11 protein-coding genes are annotated in these 15,658 nt (G+C 77.0%); 5 read left to right on the forward strand and 6 right to left on the reverse strand.

All coding sequences use genetic code 11. From position 1 onward, the window contains the following. Positions 1-7 precede the first annotated feature (7 nt). Genes AFE02nite_RS13285 through AFE02nite_RS13300 form a run of 4 tightly spaced genes read left to right on the forward strand, consistent with a single transcriptional unit; the run spans position 8 to position 3,319 of the window. On the forward strand, positions 8-355 hold the full coding sequence (locus AFE02nite_RS13285; RefSeq protein WP_034248927.1) for a WXG100 family type VII secretion target: 348 nt from the start codon (positions 8-10) through the stop codon (positions 353-355). Then, a complete protein-coding gene (locus AFE02nite_RS13290; RefSeq protein ID WP_034248926.1) occupies positions 352-2,187 on the forward strand; it encodes an alpha/beta hydrolase in 1,836 nt (611 codons plus the stop codon). Before AFE02nite_RS13285 ends, AFE02nite_RS13290 begins: the two co-directional genes overlap by 4 nt. Continuing rightward, on the forward strand, positions 2,184-2,762 hold the full coding sequence (locus AFE02nite_RS13295; protein ID WP_146819802.1) for a hypothetical protein: 579 nt from the start codon (positions 2,184-2,186) through the stop codon (positions 2,760-2,762). Before AFE02nite_RS13290 ends, AFE02nite_RS13295 begins: the two co-directional genes overlap by 4 nt. Continuing rightward, the gene (locus AFE02nite_RS13300; RefSeq protein WP_034248922.1) at positions 2,759-3,319 is read left to right on the forward strand and encodes a hypothetical protein; all 561 of its coding nucleotides are present in this window, start codon (positions 2,759-2,761) and stop codon (positions 3,317-3,319) included. Before AFE02nite_RS13295 ends, AFE02nite_RS13300 begins: the two co-directional genes overlap by 4 nt. 23 nt (positions 3,320-3,342) lie before the next feature. On the opposite strand, the gene AFE02nite_RS13305 is transcribed toward AFE02nite_RS13300, so the two are convergent. After that, the gene (locus AFE02nite_RS13305) at positions 3,343-4,752 is read right to left on the reverse strand and encodes an RDD family protein (protein WP_146819803.1); all 1,410 of its coding nucleotides are present in this window, start codon (positions 4,750-4,752) and stop codon (positions 3,343-3,345) included. Between the two features lie 102 nt (positions 4,753-4,854). After that, the gene (locus tag AFE02nite_RS13310; protein WP_146819804.1) at positions 4,855-6,282 is read right to left on the reverse strand and encodes a hypothetical protein; all 1,428 of its coding nucleotides are present in this window, start codon (positions 6,280-6,282) and stop codon (positions 4,855-4,857) included. A gap of 139 nt (positions 6,283-6,421) precedes the next feature. Between AFE02nite_RS13310 and eccCa the strand changes: the two genes are divergently transcribed. Next, on the forward strand, positions 6,422-10,396 hold the full coding sequence (gene eccCa, locus AFE02nite_RS13315; protein ID WP_146819805.1) for a type VII secretion protein EccCa: 3,975 nt from the start codon (positions 6,422-6,424) through the stop codon (positions 10,394-10,396). Between the two features lie 21 nt (positions 10,397-10,417). Here the strand turns inward: eccCa and AFE02nite_RS13320 are convergent, their stop codons facing one another. Genes AFE02nite_RS13320 through AFE02nite_RS13335 form a run of 4 tightly spaced genes read right to left on the reverse strand, consistent with a single transcriptional unit; the run spans position 10,418 to position 15,657 of the window. Continuing rightward, positions 10,418-11,023, reverse strand: a complete 606-nt coding sequence (locus AFE02nite_RS13320) for a hypothetical protein (RefSeq protein WP_146819806.1) — start codon at positions 11,021-11,023, stop codon at positions 10,418-10,420. Between the two features lie 58 nt (positions 11,024-11,081). After that, positions 11,082-13,421 (reverse strand): transglutaminase-like domain-containing protein, encoded by a 2,340-nt coding sequence (locus tag AFE02nite_RS13325; protein ID WP_146819807.1) that lies wholly within the window; start codon positions 13,419-13,421, stop codon positions 11,082-11,084. Beyond that, entirely contained in the window at positions 13,418-14,689 is a 1,272-nt protein-coding gene (locus AFE02nite_RS13330) for a DUF58 domain-containing protein (protein WP_146819808.1), read from the reverse strand. The genes AFE02nite_RS13325 and AFE02nite_RS13330 overlap by 4 nt, the downstream gene beginning before the upstream one ends. 8 nt (positions 14,690-14,697) lie before the next feature. After that, on the reverse strand, positions 14,698-15,657 hold the full coding sequence (locus AFE02nite_RS13335; RefSeq protein WP_034247861.1) for an AAA family ATPase: 960 nt from the start codon (positions 15,655-15,657) through the stop codon (positions 14,698-14,700). Between the last annotated feature and the right edge of the window lies 1 nt (position 15,658).

Consider the following 15,658-nt stretch of genomic DNA (forward strand, 5'->3'; position numbering starts at 1 on the left):
CCCTGACGTGACGACCGGCGACGACCGCTACGGGCCCGACCCGAGCTGCGCCCCGTACGGCAACGACATCGCCTGCCAGCTCACCTACGAGGCGATCGAGGAGCTCTCCGCGCACTGGGAGGAGACGGCCGCTGTCCTCGACGAGCAGGCCGGCCGGGTCGCCGCGACCGGGAGCGGCTGGTCACCCGCCGTGGCCGGCGCCGTCTCGCGGTTCGCGGAGCAGTGGCGCGAGGACCTCGCCGGCCTGGCCACCGGCGCCCGGGGCAAGCGCGACGCCCTCACCGGGGCCGTCGCCGACTTCCGCGAGGCGGACGCCCAAGCGGCGCGCGACTGGTACTACGGCGGTGCCCGATGACCGTCGCCGTCCCCACCGTCCCGCCCGCCCCGCAGCGTCCAGCCGGCGACCCCGCCGGCGCGAGCGCCTGGGCCGACGGGCTGCGGCTCGCCGCCTCGCTGTGCGACGAGCGCGGCGAGTGGATCGGTGGCGAGGCCGTCGCCATGGTGGGGCGGGACGACGGGTGGACGGGCGCCGCTGCCGCCGCCTACCGGTCCTCGACGTACCGACCGCAGGTCGCCGCCCAGAGCGCCGCCACGGCACTGCGCACGGTCGCCACGGCCGTCTACGCGTACGCCGACGCGCTCGCCACGCTCCGCGGTCAGGCCGACGACCTCACGGAGCGACGCGCCAACCTGGCCGACCGCGCGTCGGACCTCCGGGCGCTCGCCCGCGGGGCCGATCCGGAGGACCTCGCCCTCGCCCAGTCGCTGGCACGCTCCGCCGCGGGGCTCCGCTGGGAGGTCGACGCCTACGCCCGGGCCGTGTCCGCGCTGACCGCCGACACCCGCGCGGCCGAGCAGGCGCTCCTGGACGCGCTCGCCCGATACCCCGACCTCGCGACGGCGCAGTCCGCGCTCGCCGCGACCTCGGGGAACGACCCGGCCGTCGCCTCGGCGCTGGTCAAGGCCGGCGGGCTGCCGACCGGCCTCTCCCCCGACGAGGCGCGCGACTGGTGGGCCGGCCTGACCGACGCCGAGCGCGACGCGATGGTCGTCGAGCATCCGGAGATCATCGGGTCCCTCGACGGTCTGCCCGCCGACGCGCGGGACACGGCCAACCGCCTGCTGCTGGACCGCGACATCGAGACCCTCGAGGCGCGCGAGGAGGCCGTGGGACTGGACGTCGACGAACGCGCGGCGCTGGCGAACGCGCGGACCGTGCGGGACCAGCTGGCGAGCTTCGTCGGTCAGCGGGATCCGCTGACCCGAGAGCCTCTCGTGGCGCAGCTCTACGACTACGAGCCCGGCGCATTCGGCGGTGACGGCCGTGCCCTCGTCTCGCTCGGGGACCTCACGACGGCAGACAACGTGGCGTTCTTCGTACCGGGCCTGACGACCACGGTGGGCAGTCTCGGCACGAACCTCACAGCCATGAACGAGCTGTACCAGGAGTCGCGGTACGCCGACGCGAACGCCTCGACCGCCTGCATGGTCTGGATCGGCTACGACGCGCCGTCGGACCTGGACTCGCTCACCGTCGCGACGGAGGGGCGGGCGCGCGCCGGCGGCGCGATGCTCGCCGACGACGTCGCCGGCTTCCTGGCCAGCCGCGGCGCAGACGAGCCGAACCTCACGGTCATCGGGCACAGCTACGGCAGCACCACCGTCGCTCACGGCGCGACGGGCACCGGCATGGACGCCGACTCGATCGTCCTGCTGGGCTCACCCGGCGCGGGCAACAACGTCGACCACGCGAGCGACCTGGGCATCGGCGCGGAGAACGTCTACGTCGGCAGCGCGAACTCCGACCCGGTGTCGTGGCTCGGCGGGCACGGCTGGGTCAACCTCGAGACCCTCCCGGGCGACCTCGGGCTCGGCAACGACCCCGCCGAGGACGACTTCGGCGCGCACCGCTTCCAGGCCGAGGTCGCGGACGAGACCATGTGGCACGTCCCGACCACGTACCCGCCCGGGGCCGCCGCCGCCGACTGGGTGATCCGAGCGCTCGACGACCACACCTCGTACTTCCGCGAGAACAGCGAGTCGCTCTACAACGTCGCTGCGATCGTCACCGGGCACGAGGACCAGATCCTGACCGCTGAGCACCGCACCGATCCGTGGTACAGGTCGGTGCAGGATCCTGAGGGCGACCGCGACGCCACCCACCAGAGCCACCAGGGGACCCCGTGACGAGCGACCCGTTCTTCGACGAGCTCCGCCGCCGCCTGCCGGGCGTCCGCATCGTCGTCCTCCCGGGCGGGCCTGACGGCACCTCGGCTCCCGAGCCGCCGCAGCCCGTTCCGGACGTCGACCTGGCGACCGCGGCGACCCGGGCCTCGCGCGCCCGGGCCGACGCGCTGGCGCTGCTCCGGGACGTGTGGCCGACGGCGTCCGCCGGCGCGGCGCCCCCGCAGACGGTGCAGTACGCGTGGCAGCCCGACCCGGGAGCGGGCGAGATCGTGGCCTCCGTCACCGCCCGGCTCGTGGGCCTGGTCCATGACGTCCGAGCCACGCTCCTGCCCGTCGCCGAGACGCTCGACGCGGCTGGCTGGCAGGTCGTCGCGCGCCCCGTCGGGCACGCGGGCGCCCGACTGCACGCCGATCGCGGCGACCAGCGCCTCGACGTCGTCGCCTGGGGCCCGGACGGGCCGTGGGACGTCACGGCGGGTGCGACGGCGGCCGTCGGCCAGCACGCGGCCGCCGTCAGCGCGACGGGCACGGTGGATGCGGGCTGGCACGATGACGCCCCGGAGGTGGCGCCATGACGCGAGCAGCCCCTGGGCGGGTCCTCTCGATCCCGGCTGGTGCACTCATCCTGTCCGCACTTGCGGGCTGCACCGGCCCCGCAGGCGGGACATCCCTCGCGGAGGCCCTCGAGGACCGTGCCGAGGTCCGCGCCCTCACCCAGGACCTCGCCGCCGCGGCGCGGAGCGCGGGCCTGGAACCGTTCGACGCAGGCGGCGGCTGGACGACGTGCACTGATCAGGGCAGCAAGTGGCAGTACAACGCCGACGCCGTCCTCCATGCCGAGGGCGACTCGGCCGACGAGCTCCCTGCCGTCCTCGCGGCCATGACGGAGCAGATCGGTCTGGAGACCGATGGCCCCGGCGCGTTCAACCTCGAGACGATGGCCGACGGCACGGCTCGTGGGCTGGACGTCCGGGTTCGGTCCTACGACGACGCCACAGAGCTCGTGATCAACGTCAGCGGCCCGTGCGGGCGCGTGGCCGCCGATCGCGCCGAGCTGGACCAGGGTGCGGGCCCCTACCAGATCCTCGACATCGGCGGCACCCACCCCAACCAGCAGGACGCCGTCCCGTAGCCCCGCTGCGGCGCTGAGGGCGCTCAGGCCGAGGCGACCGTGAACGAGCGCTCGCCCAGGCGGACGACCCCGCCCGCCGCGACCGGGTAGCGGGTGCCCGGCTCCAGCCGGTGCCAGGTGCCGGCGGCATCCCGCAGGAAGGTCCCGTTGGCCGAACCGCGGTCGGACACCCAGAACACCCCGTCGGCGATGCCGAACGCCGCGTGCGTGCGCGACATCGACCGGCTCGGGTCGTCCACGCCGACCACGTGGTCGAGCTGCTCGCCCTCGTCGGCGCGCGGCCGGCGGCCGATCACACCGGTGCCGGTGACCTGCACGACCTCGCCCGAGTCGAGCGTGAGCACGTAGCCCCGACGGCCGGGCGCCGCCGCGGGGACCGCCGGAGGCTGGACCGGCGCGGCGGTCGGCTGCGTGGGCACCACCGGTCGCACGGGCGCCGCGGCGGACGGCGCGGGCACGGCGGGCACGACGCGCGGCGCGGACGGCTGCGCCGGGAGCACGGGCGGGGCGGGCGGGGCCGGGACGGGAGCCGGAGCGGCCACGGGCGCGGCGGGCACCGGCGCGGGCACGGGCACCGGCGGCGCCGCGGGCGGAGGCGAGACGGCCGTCGTCGTGACGACCGGGGGGCGCACCACGTCGACCGGCTCGGCCGCGACGCGCATCGCGCGCACGTCCACCACGACGGTCCGTGCCGCGCGGTCGTGCCACGCCTGGCCGCGTCCCGTGCGGTCCGCGCCCGACGTCGCCACGAGCACCCACGGGCCGACGCCCGCGAGGAGGTTCGAGACCCCGAGCAGCGCGGCGCGGCCGACGGCGCGCCCGAGGCCCGGGGCGAAGGGCCGCTCGACGGCGGCGGTGCGCAGGCCCAGGGCCGCGTTGCCGAGCGTCAGCCCGCCGCGCGCCTCCCAGAGCACCAGCCCGACGGCGAGCTCCCCGGCCGCGAGGCCCGCGTAGATCGCCTGCCGGCCGGTCAGCCACCACACGAGCCCACCGACGACGGTCACCGCCAGCAGGTCCAGCGCGTACGCGGCGAGCCGGCGGCCGACCCCGGCCGGCGTGACGCCGTCGAACGCCGGACCGAGGGCGGCCGCACCCGCCTGGGCCGCGGCGCCCGGCACCGGGACGGGCGCGAGGACGCCCACCTGACCGGGCGCCTGGACCGGCAGTCCGGGGACCGGGCCGCGCGTCGTCGGGCCTACGGCCAGCCCTGCCGCACCGGCGACGGCCGCACCGGCGACGGGCGCGCCGGCCCGCGCCCCTGCGCCCTTGTCGCGCCGGTCACGACGGCGCTGGCCGCCCCACTGCTGGTCGGCCGCGGCGGGCACGGCGATCTCGCGGACGGCCACCGGCGCGCCGCACCGCGTGCAGAACGCGCTGCCCGCGCCGACGGCGGCGTGACAGGACGGGCACGTGGCACCGGACGCGACGCTCACGCTGCCCCCCAGGGTCGACTCGCGGGCGCGGCGGGATCGCCGCACCGGGCGGCGCCAGCGTAGCCGCCAGTGCCCTGCGCGGTCCGCCGGTTCACGGGCGCCTCACGACGCCAGCGTGCGCAGCGCCTCGATCACGCCGCCGGCCACGAGCGCGACCGGCAGCGCCAGCACGGTCGCGAGGGTCTCGACGGTGTCCGCGAGGCGCGAGAACCCGACCGACCGCCAGCCGCGCCCGATCGGGACGCTCAGGGCCACGGCGCCGAGGGCCAGCACCAGGGCCGCCACCACGGCCACCGCCGGCAGGTCCGCGACCCCACCGGCCGCGACGGCCGCCAGCTCGAGGACGACGGCGCCCGCCGCCGCCCGCGGCGCCCACCGCACGACGCCGCCGCGCGCCGTCCGCGGGGCGAGGGCGAGCGCCGTCGCCACCAGGACGCACGCCCCGACGGCGGTCCACCGGGTCAGCGCGCCCGGCTCCACGCCCGCGAGCAGCACCGGCGCGAGCAGCGGCGCCACCGCCGCGAGCGCGAGCGTGCCCGCGTCCTGCCGGCGCTCGGCGCTGCCGACGACGCGCCCCACCGTCCGGTCGTTGACCTCTGCCGGGCGCTGGGGCTCCGGCGCCCGCACCGAGGTGGCCGTCCGCTGCACCACCGACACGTCCAGCAGCTGGGAGTCCGGCACGGACACGCTCAGCACCGGGACGGCGCGCATGCCGAGCGGCACCGCGCCGAGCAGGGCCGCGGCCGCCAGCACGTCGGGGACGTCGAGCAGGAGAGTCGTGGCCACGACCACGAGCGCGACCGCCAGCACGAGCGCGAGGGGCGCGGCGACGTCGGCCACCGCGTCGCGGTGCCGGCGGCCCACCGCCCAGCGCAGCGTGACCGGGACCAGCGCCCCGACCAGGCCTGCGAGCACCATCAGCCGCCCGGCGTCCGTCAGGCCCGGGTCGACGGCGGCCGCCGCCCCGGCCGCGCCCGCGAGCGCCGCCGCGAGGGTCGGCCACGCGGCGCCGACGGTGCCCGGGCGGCCACGCAGCAGGGCGAGCCCGGCCGCGGCGACCCCGAGCCCGGCGACCAGCGCCCACCGGGTGACGGTGTCGTCCCCCAGGCCGTCCCCGGCGAGCAGTCCCCCACCCGCGATGACGACGAGCGCGACGACGCATGCGGCCGCGGCCGCGCCCAGCCACCAGGCCGAGCCGCCGGGACGGGACGCGAGCGGGTCCGCCGGCGCCTCGACGGCGGTCTCCCGGCGGTCGCCGCGAGCGCCGCGTCCCAGGCCTCGCCCGGCACCGCGGCCGCTGCCGCTGCCGCGCACCACGTGCAGCACCGCGCCGTCGACGAGGTCGGCGCCCGTCGCGCCGTAGCGGTCCAGCGCGCGGCCGGTGGAGTCGACGACCGCCACCCCGGGCGCGTCGAGGTCGACGCCGACGTCGCGCAGCGCGTCGTAGAGGGTGGTCCCGGCGGGGATCGCGACGTCCACCCGGCGCTCTCCGACGAGCAGGGCGACCCGGGACCGGGCGGGTGGATTCACGCCGTCTCCCTGGGAACTGCGGCGCCGGTGGACCCGCCCATACTAGGGTGTCGGCCGGGTCCACAGGCCGTGTTGCGGCAGGTCCCACGTGCGCATCTGGCCGCCGGGGCGACGCCCCAGCCGAGGGGGAGTCCCGAGCATGACCGCGACCGTCCCGCACCGCGAACGGCTCGCGCCCCCGGCGGTGCCCGCAGGCCACATCCAGGTGCTGCCCCCGCCCGAGATCACGCCGTCCGACGGCATGAGCGGCGTGCTCTCCAGCGCGCTCCCGATGCTCGGGTCCGTCGGCTCGATCGTGTTCATCGCCCTGTCCCGGCCGGGCGTGCAGGGCTACCTCGCCGGCGGCATGTTCCTCGTCGCCTCCCTCGGCTTCCTCGTCGCCAACGGCTGGCGCACGCGCGCGCAGCGGCAGGCGAGCGTCGTCGGGGCGCGGCGCGAGTACCTCGCGTACCTGTCCGAGCTGCGCGAGACCGTCCGGCAGGCCGGCGCCGCCCAGCGCCGGGCCGCCGAGTGGCGCGGGCCCGACCCGCGCGCGCTGCCGATCGTCGCCGAGGAGCGCACCCGGGTCTGGGAGCGGGCGCCCGGCGACGACGACTTCCTGATCACCCGCGTCGGCCTCGCCGACCAGGGCCTGTGCCTGACGCTCGAGCCGCCGGACACCCCGCCGCTCGCGCAGCTCGACCCGGTCGCGGCGTCCGCGGCCCACCGCTTCCTGCTCACGCACACCACCCAGCACGACGTGCCCTTCGAGGTCGACGTGCGCTCGGTCGCCCGGCTCGAGGTGACCGGGCCCGAGGCCGACGCGCGCGCCCTGGCCCGCGCCGTCGTCTGCCAGCTCGCGACGTTCCACTCCCCCGAGCACCTGCGCATCGCGGTCATCGCGGGCCAGGCCACGCTCGCGGACTGGGAGTGGGCCAAGTGGCTGCCGCACACCGCGAGCCCGCGCGCGCGGGACGCCGTCGGGCCGGCGCGGATGATCGCCGGCTCGCTCGCGGAGATCGAGGACCTGCTGCCGGAGGGGCTGCCGGACCGGCCGCGCTTCGGCCCGTCGGAGTCGCCGGACCTGCCGCACGTGCTGGTCGTCGTGGACGGCGGGGTGGTGCCGCCCGGCAACCCCGTGGTGACCACCGACGGCGTCATGGGCGTCACCGTCCTCGACCTGCCCTCGCGCTGGGGCGAGCTGGCCGACCCGGGGACCGCGCGGCTCGCGATCGGCGGCCGCGCCGCCCGCAGCGCGCCCGGCGAGGCGCGCGTCGCGCTCCAGGTGCTGCGGCCCGGGCTGCCCCCGCGGGATGCCGTCGCCGACCGCATGTCGGCGGCCGACGCCGAGGCGGCCGCTCGCCGCCTGACCCCGCTCTTCCTGGAGTCCGGCCCCCGCCGCGAGGACTCCGCCACCGTGTCCGCCGAGCTCGTGGACCTGCTCGGCATCGGCGACGTGCGCGACTTCGACCCCGCCGTGCACTGGCGCCCGCGCCTGCAGCGCGACCGGCTGCGCGTGCCCATCGGCCTCACCACGCAGGGCCAGCCCATCGCCCTGGACATCAAGGAGTCCGCTCAGCAGGGCATGGGCCCGCACGGCCTGATCATCGGCGCCACCGGCTCCGGCAAGTCCGAGGTGCTGCGCACCCTGGTGCTGGCCCTCGCGCTGACGCACTCGTCGGAGGACCTCAACTTCGTCCTCGTCGACTTCAAGGGCGGCGCGACGTTCGCCGGCATGGCGGACATGCCGCACGTGTCGGCGATCATCACCAACCTGGGCGAGGAGCTCGCGCTCGTCGACCGCATGCAGGACGCCCTGACCGGCGAGATGACCCGCCGCCAGGAGCTGCTGCGTGCCGCCGGCAACTTCGCCAACGTCACCGACTACGAGAAGGCGCGCCTCGGCGGGCGGACCGACCTCGAGCCGCTGCCCGCGCTGCTCATCGTCGCCGACGAGTTCTCCGAGCTGCTGTCCGCCAAGCCCGAGTTCGCGGACCTGTTCGTCGCCATCGGGCGCCTGGGCCGGTCGCTGCAGATGCACCTGCTGCTCTCCAGCCAGCGGCTCGAGGAGGGCCGCCTGCGCGGGCTGGAGTCCCACCTGTCCTACCGGATCGGCCTGCGCACGTTCTCCGCCGCGGAGTCGCGCACCGTGCTCGGCGTGCCCGACGCGTACACGCTGCCCGCCGTCCCCGGCATGGGCTACCTCAAGCCCGACACGACCTCGCTGATCCAGTTCCGCGCGTCGTACGTCTCCGGGCCGCCGAAGACCTCGCGGCGGGCCGCGGCGGCGTCGGGCGGGCGGCAGACGGGCGCGCGGATCGAGCCGTTCACCGCAGCCCCCGTGCTCGGCGCGCCGGTGGCGGCCGAGCAGGAGGTCGTCGCCGACGTCGAGGAGACGCGCGCGACGTTCGACATCGCGGTCGAGCGGATGCGCGGCAAGGGCCGCCCGGCGCACAAGGTGTGGCTCGAGCCCCTGGTCGTCCCGCAGACGCTCGACGCGCTCATGCCGGACCTCGTCGTCGACCCGACCCTGGGCCTGGTGTCGCCCACGTGGCGCGGCGCGGGCGACCTGGTCATCCCCGCGGGCCTCGTCGACCGGCCGCTCGAGCAGCGGCGCGAGAACCTCACGTTCGACCTCGGCGGCGCCGCCGGCCACCTCGCGATCGTCGGCGGTCCGCGCAGCGGCAAGAGCACCGCCGCCCGGACCGTGCTGACGGCCCTCGCGCTCACCCGCACCCCGCTCGAGGTGCAGTTCTACGTGCTGGACTTCGGCGGCGGCACGTTCGGCCCCCTGGCCGCGCTGCCCCACGTGGCGGGCGTCGCCTCGCGCGCCGAGCCCGACGTCGTGCGCCGCGTCGTCGCCGAGGTGCGCGCCGTCGTCGACGCGCGCGAGCAGTACTTCCGCGCGCAGGGCATCGACTCCATGGAGACCTACCGTCGCCGCCGCGCCGCCGGCAAGGCCGACGACGGGTACGGCGACGTGTTCCTCGTCATCGACGGCTGGAGCACGATCCGCGCCGAGTTCGACGAGCTCGAGGCCGAGATCCAGACGCTCGCCGGCCGCGGCCTGACGTTCGGTATGCACGTCATCGCGACCGCCGGGCGGTGGATGGACTTCCGCAGCCAGATCAAGGACGTGCTGGGCTCACGGCTCGAGCTGGCCCTCGGTGAGGCGATGGACTCCGACATCGACCGCCGCGTCGCCGCCGGCGTGCCCAAGGACCGGCCGGGCCGCGGCCTCGTGGTCAGCAAGCACCACGTCCTCACGGCCCTGCCGCGCGTCGACGGCAACGCCGACTCCCGCACCCTGTCCGACGGCGTCGACCACCTCGTGCAGGTGGTGCGCCAGTCGTGGACCGGGCCGGCCGGGCCGAAGCTGCGCCTGCTGCCCGAGCTGGTGGGGCTGGACGCCGTCCGCGCGGCCGCCGCGCCCGACGACCGCCGGCTGCTGCTCGGCATCGACGAGGCCGCGCTGGCGCCCGTCGGGCTCGACCCGGCCGAGGAGCAGCACCTGTACGCGTTCGGCGACGGCGGCTCCGGCAAGTCGTCGCTGCTGCGCGCGGTGGCCTCGGAGATCATGCGGACGAACCGGCCGGAGCAGGCACAGATCTTCGTCGTCGACCTGCGCCGCTCGCTCCTGGGGGACATCCCCGAGGACTACCTCAACGCCTACCTCACCACCGCCGACCAGGCGGCCGGGGCGATGGGCGGCCTGGCCGGCATCCTGCGCGACCGGCTGCCCGGGCCGAACGTCACCACCGAGCAGCTGCGCACCCGCACCTGGTGGTCCGGGCCCGAGGCGTGGGTGCTGGTGGACGACTACGACCTCGTGGCGTCCTCGGCCGGCAACCCGCTCTCGGCGCTCGTGCCCTACCTGGCGCAGGCGCGCGACGTCGGCCTGCACCTGGTGCTCGCGCGGCGGTCCGGCGGCGCCGGGCGCGCGATGTACGAGCCCGTGCTGCAGGCCCTGCGCGACCTCGCGGCGCCCGGCATGGTGCTCTCCGGCAGCCCGGACGAGGGCGCGCTCGTCGGCGGCGTGCGGCCCGAGCCCGCGGTGCCCGGCCGGGCCCGCCTGGTCACGCGCGACGCCGGCCGCCAGGTGATCCAGCTGGCGTACCTGCCCTCGAGCGCCTGACCGGTCAGGCCACGTGGCGCCTCACCGCACGGTGGCGGTCCGGAACGCCTGCGTGAGCTGACCCGACTCGAACGCGTCCTCAGGCCCCGAGACCGACAGGACCACCAGGTCCCCGGCCTCAGTCTCGGTCACCAGGACCAGCTCGCGGTCGTCGCCCGACACCCGGGCGCCCGACGCGTGCTCGCGCCCGCCGGTCCAGTCCACCGCGTCGTCCTGCGGCACCGACGCGCGGAACTGCTCGACGCCGCCGTGCGCACCCGCCTCGGCCGTCAGGACGGTCACCACGACCGATCCCGGCGCCAGCCGGCCCCAGACGCCGTCGAGCTCCACCGGCCCGGTCCAGCCGGCCCGCAGCTCCCGGACGGCGTCCGGGGACGTCGTCGACCAGGGGCCGAGCTCCTCGGGGAGGGTGATCGTCACCGGCCCGAGCTCGACGGGCGAGCCGGGGACCGCGACCCCGGCCGGCTCCGCCGCGAGCGCCTCGACGGCCGCGCCGGCGCCCGTGCCCAGGGCCAGGGCCACCGCGGCACTCACCGCGAGCGCCAGCTCGGCGCGCCTCCGGGGGGCGCGACCCAGCACCGGGGCGCGCCACCAGCGCTGCGCCGTCCGGCGTCGGGGGGCCGCCATGGGGTGCACGGTAGCCCGCGCGGGCCGCCCGTGGGGGGGACCTCACCCGTGCGGGGGATCAGCCTCGGCGGCGGGCCTTGCGGGACGTGCGGGCCGCGTGCCGGCGGTGCCGCAGCGAGGCGACCGCGAGCCGGGCCCGGAGCCGACGACGGCGCGGCACGGCCGCCCGCATCGCCGCCCGCGCGGCGTCGACCTCGGCCCAGTACACGGCGACGTGCTCGTCCGGGGGCTGCCCGGGGCCGAAGACGACGGCGTCCGCGCTGGCGGCCAGGCCGGCGACCGCCGCGCCGACGCTCCCCCGGCGTCCCGCCCGCGGGAACGCCGAGGCCAGGTGCAGCGCGGTCTCGCGACGTGTCGCGGTCTCCGCGGCGGGGTGCCGCAGGTCGCGCGCCTCGTCCAGCAGCTCGTCCCAGCCGCCCACGACGCGGGCCACCGGGTCGGGTGCCGAGCGCCGGCGCCGCCGGCGGCGTCGCTTGGCCGCGAGGATCAGCGCGACGGGCGTCAGCAGCGCGATCAGCGGGATGCCGACCGCTCCCGCGACCAGCAGGACCGCGCCCCAGTCGTCGCCGTCCAGCTCCTGGTCCTGCTCGGGTTGGGTGCTGGGCTGCTCGGTGTCCTCGTCGGGCGGCTCGACCGGCTCAGCGAGCGGGGGCGGTGGCTGGCGGACCTGCGGGTCCTCCGCCGACTGCTGCTCCTGCTCGTCCGTGCGCGGGGTGCGGCTCTCGTCCGGCGTGGGGTCGAACGCGACCCAGCCGCGGCCCGCGAACTCGACCTCGACCCACGCCTCGATGTCGTCGCCGGTGAAGGTGATCTCGTCGGAGTACTCCTCGGGGACGAACCCCATGACGACCCGCGCGGGCAGGCCCATCTTGCGCGCCATCAGCGCCATCGCGGACGCGTACTGCTCGCCGTCGCCCACCATGATCTTCCCGGTGAGCAGCTCGGTGATCCGGTCGGCGCCGTGGCCCGACCACGAGGGCTCCTCGTCGGGGCCGCCGTGGCTGAAGTAGCCGCGCTCGGCGAGACCGTCGGCGAGGGCGGACGCGATCTCGGCGGGCGTGGCGGCCGCCTGCGCGATCTCCCCGGCGTACAGCGGGACGGCGTCGGGCACCCCGGTCTCCCGGGGCAGGCGTGCGGTCCCGACGCGGGCGGCGGCGAGCTCGGCCTCCTCCGGCCGCTCGGGGACCACGACGTCGGCCGTGAAGGTGGTGCCGGCGGGGACGCCGTCGACGAGCACCGCCGTGCCCGTCAGGTCGTTGTAGCGCAGCTCGCGGGTGAGCTCGGTCGCGTCCGGGCCGGTGAACGTGAACCGCTCGGCGTAGCCGACGGTCGGGAGCCACACCATGGGCAGCTCGTGCACCTCGACCTCGACGCGGGCGCGCGGGCCCTCCGCGGACGTCGTGATCGTGTCGCCGACGCGGCGGAACGTGCCCGAGCCCTCCGACTCCTCGCTGCCCGCGACCTTCCACACGACGCCGTTGAAGGCGTCCATCGTGGCCAGGCGCACGCGGGCGCCGTCGGGCAGCCCGCGAACGGTCAGGAGCTCGGTCTCGCGGTACTGCTTGACGAACGAGCGGAACGCGGACAGCGGGCTGGCCAGCTCGTCCGGGTCGAACGGCGGCACCATCTCGTCACGCAGCACAAAGCGCTGGCGGTCCGCCACGAGGAGCGGACCCGCCGCGCCGGCGCCGACGACGGCGACCGCCACGAGCGCGAGCGCGACCACGCGCCGGGGCGCCAGCTGCCCGCGCCGCCACGCGACCCACCCGAGCAGGAGCAGCGCCATGACGACGCCGGCGGCCACCGGTGCGACGGACTCCTTGGTGCCGAGCAGCACGGCGACGCCGAGCGCGGCCACCGGCAGGAGCCCCGCCCAGGCCGCGTGCGGCCCACGGACGCGCGTGGCGATGCTCACCGACGTCCCGGCGATCAGCAGGCCGAGCAGCAGCGGGGCCGCGAGCACCGAGCCGCTGGCGCCGAGCTCCGGGTCGAGCGTCAGCACCTCCTTCCACACGGTGACGACGCCGCGCAGCAGGGCGGTCGTCGACTCCACCGAGGGCAGCGCGCCGGCGGTGGCGAGCGTCGGGGCGGCGACGAACGGACCGACCAGGAGGTAGGCGACGAGCGCCAGGGCGAGGGTGACCATGCCGCCCCAGCCGCGGCGGGCGCCCAGCGCGCTCAGGCCCGCGCCCAGCAGCACGCCGGCGGCGAGCGCCGGCAGGCCCGCGGCCAGGCCGAAGACGAGCAGCAGCGGCAGGCCCGCGAGGAAGGTCGCCGTGCCGAGGACGGCGGCGTCGACCCACACCGGCCGCCGACGCGCGGCGGAGCGCGGCCCGGCCGGGGCGGGTCGGGGGCTGCGGGCGCCCGCGGGCGCGGGCGCCGTCGTGGTCGCGGTCATCCGACCGCCGCCCGACGGACGATGCGCGGCATGTCGACGAGCGCGCCGATGCGCGCGAGGGACAGCCGCTCGTGCGTGGCGACCTCGGCCTCGACGCCGAGCTCCACGGCGAGCAGCAGCGTGCGGACGCCGACCGGCACGTGCACCGCCGAGGCGCGCAGCGTGCCCGGGTCGCACGTGGAGCCGGTCACGAGGATGGCGACCGTGACGTCCGGGACCTCGCGCGAGACCCAGGAGCCCAGGTCGACGCCGGAGCGGGCGGCGGTGCTCGGCTCCAGCGCGGACACGTCGTCGAGCATCCGCGCCGGGGTGTCCGTGCGGAGCACGCCGTCGCCGGCCAGGAACGTCACCTCGCGCTCGTCGCGGATGGCCTGCGCCGTGAGGGACGCCGCCGCCGCGATCGCGACCTCGAGCTCGTCGGCGTCGGCGTAGTCGGCCGGGTCCAGCGACAGCGCCACGGCGGTGTGCGTGCGCCGGGTGTCCTCGAACTGGCGGACCATGAGCTTGCCCTGGCGGGCCGTGCTCCGCCAGTGGATGTGCCGGCGGTCGTCGCCCGCCACGTAGTCCCGCAGGGCGTGGAACGAGAGGTCGGAGTCGGAGACGACGCGCGTCGCCTGCCCCTCGAGGTCGCGCAGCACGCCCGACGCCGCACCGGTGAGGCTCACCAGCCGCGGGTGCACGTAGAGCTCGACCGGGTCAGTCCAGCGCACCCGGCGGCGGACCAGGCCCAGCGGGTCGCCGCGCACCGACCGCACGGGCCCGACGACGACGACGGCGCGCCGCGTCGTCGGGATCGCGAAGACCTCGTCGTGCTCCCCGTGCGGGCCGAGGCTCGGCAGCGGGAAGTCGGCGGCGCCGCGACCCACCGGGAGCTCGACGTGGGCCGGCAGCAGACGCCGGCGGGAGGTGTTGCGGACCACGATGCGGCCCACGGCGCGCTCGCCCACCACCACGCGGTGGTCGGACATCTCGAGGTCGACGGCGTAGGTGGAGCGCCCCACCGCGAGCAGCGCGGCGGCCACGAGCGACCCGCCCAGCGCCGTCCCGAGCACGACCGGCTCGACCCAGCCCAGGTGGCGCCCGCCGAGCGCGAGCACGACGGCCGTCGTGAGCACCGCCCAGCCCAGGCCGGAGACCGGCCCGAGCGCGCGCCCGAGCACCCGCCGCAGGACGCGGCCGACCGCCCGGCCGGCCCGGCGCAGGGCGCGCGGGGGCCGGGCGGCGGAGGACGCGGCCTTCGCGGGCGCGGCGGAGCGACGGACGGGCATCGGCGGGCTCAGATCCGGGCGTCCGGCGGGACGGTCGCCTCGAGGACGCCGGCGACGACCTGCTGCGGGGTCACGCCCGAGAACTCGGCCTCGGTCTCGAGGATGATCCGGTGCGCGAGCACCGGGTCGGCCAGGAGCTTCACGTCGTCGGGGATGACGTAGCCGCGGCCCTGCGAGGCCGCCCACACCTTCGCGCAGCGCACCAGGGCGAGCGCGCCGCGAACGCTCGCGCCCAGGGCCGTGCGCGGGTCGGTGCGCGTCGCCTCCACCAGGGCGGCGACGTAGTCGAGCACCGCGGCGTCGGTGTGCACGGCGTCGGCGAGCGCCGACATCTCCGCGACCGCGTGGGTGGTGATCTTGGCCGTCAGGCGCGCGGTGCGGTCGCGGTCGGCCGCGCCCGAGAGGATCTCCACCGTCGACGCGCGGTCGGGGTACCCGAGCGACGTCTTCATGAGGAACCGGTCCAGCTGGGCCTCGGGCAGCCGGTAGGTGCCGGCCTGCTCGATCGGGTTCTGCGTCGCGATGACCATGAACGGCCGGCCCACCGGGTGGGACACGGTGTCCACCGTGACGCGGTTCTCCTCCATGACCTCCAGCAGGGCCGACTGCGTCTTCGGCGACGCCCGGTTGATCTCGTCCGCGAGCACGACGGACGCGAACACGGGGCCCGGGTGGAACTGGAAGTGCCCGGTGCTCTGGTCGTAGATCGTCACGCCCGTGACGTCCGACGGGAGCAGGTCCGGCGTGAACTGGATGCGGCTGTGCGTGCCCTGGACGGTGGCCGCGATCGCCTTGGCGAGCGAGGTCTTGCCGGTGCCGGGGGCGTCCTCGAGGAGGAGGTGGCCCTCGGCGAGCATGCAGGTGAGCGCCAGGCGGACGACGTGGTCCTTGCCCAGCAGCGCCTGCCCGACGTTGCGGACCAGCACCTCGAAGGTCTCGGCGAACCAGCTGGTCTGCTCGGGGGTCATC

The organism is Actinotalea fermentans (assembly GCF_007991475.1).
GTDB classification, from domain to species: Bacteria; Actinomycetota; Actinomycetes; order Actinomycetales; family Cellulomonadaceae; genus Actinotalea; species Actinotalea fermentans.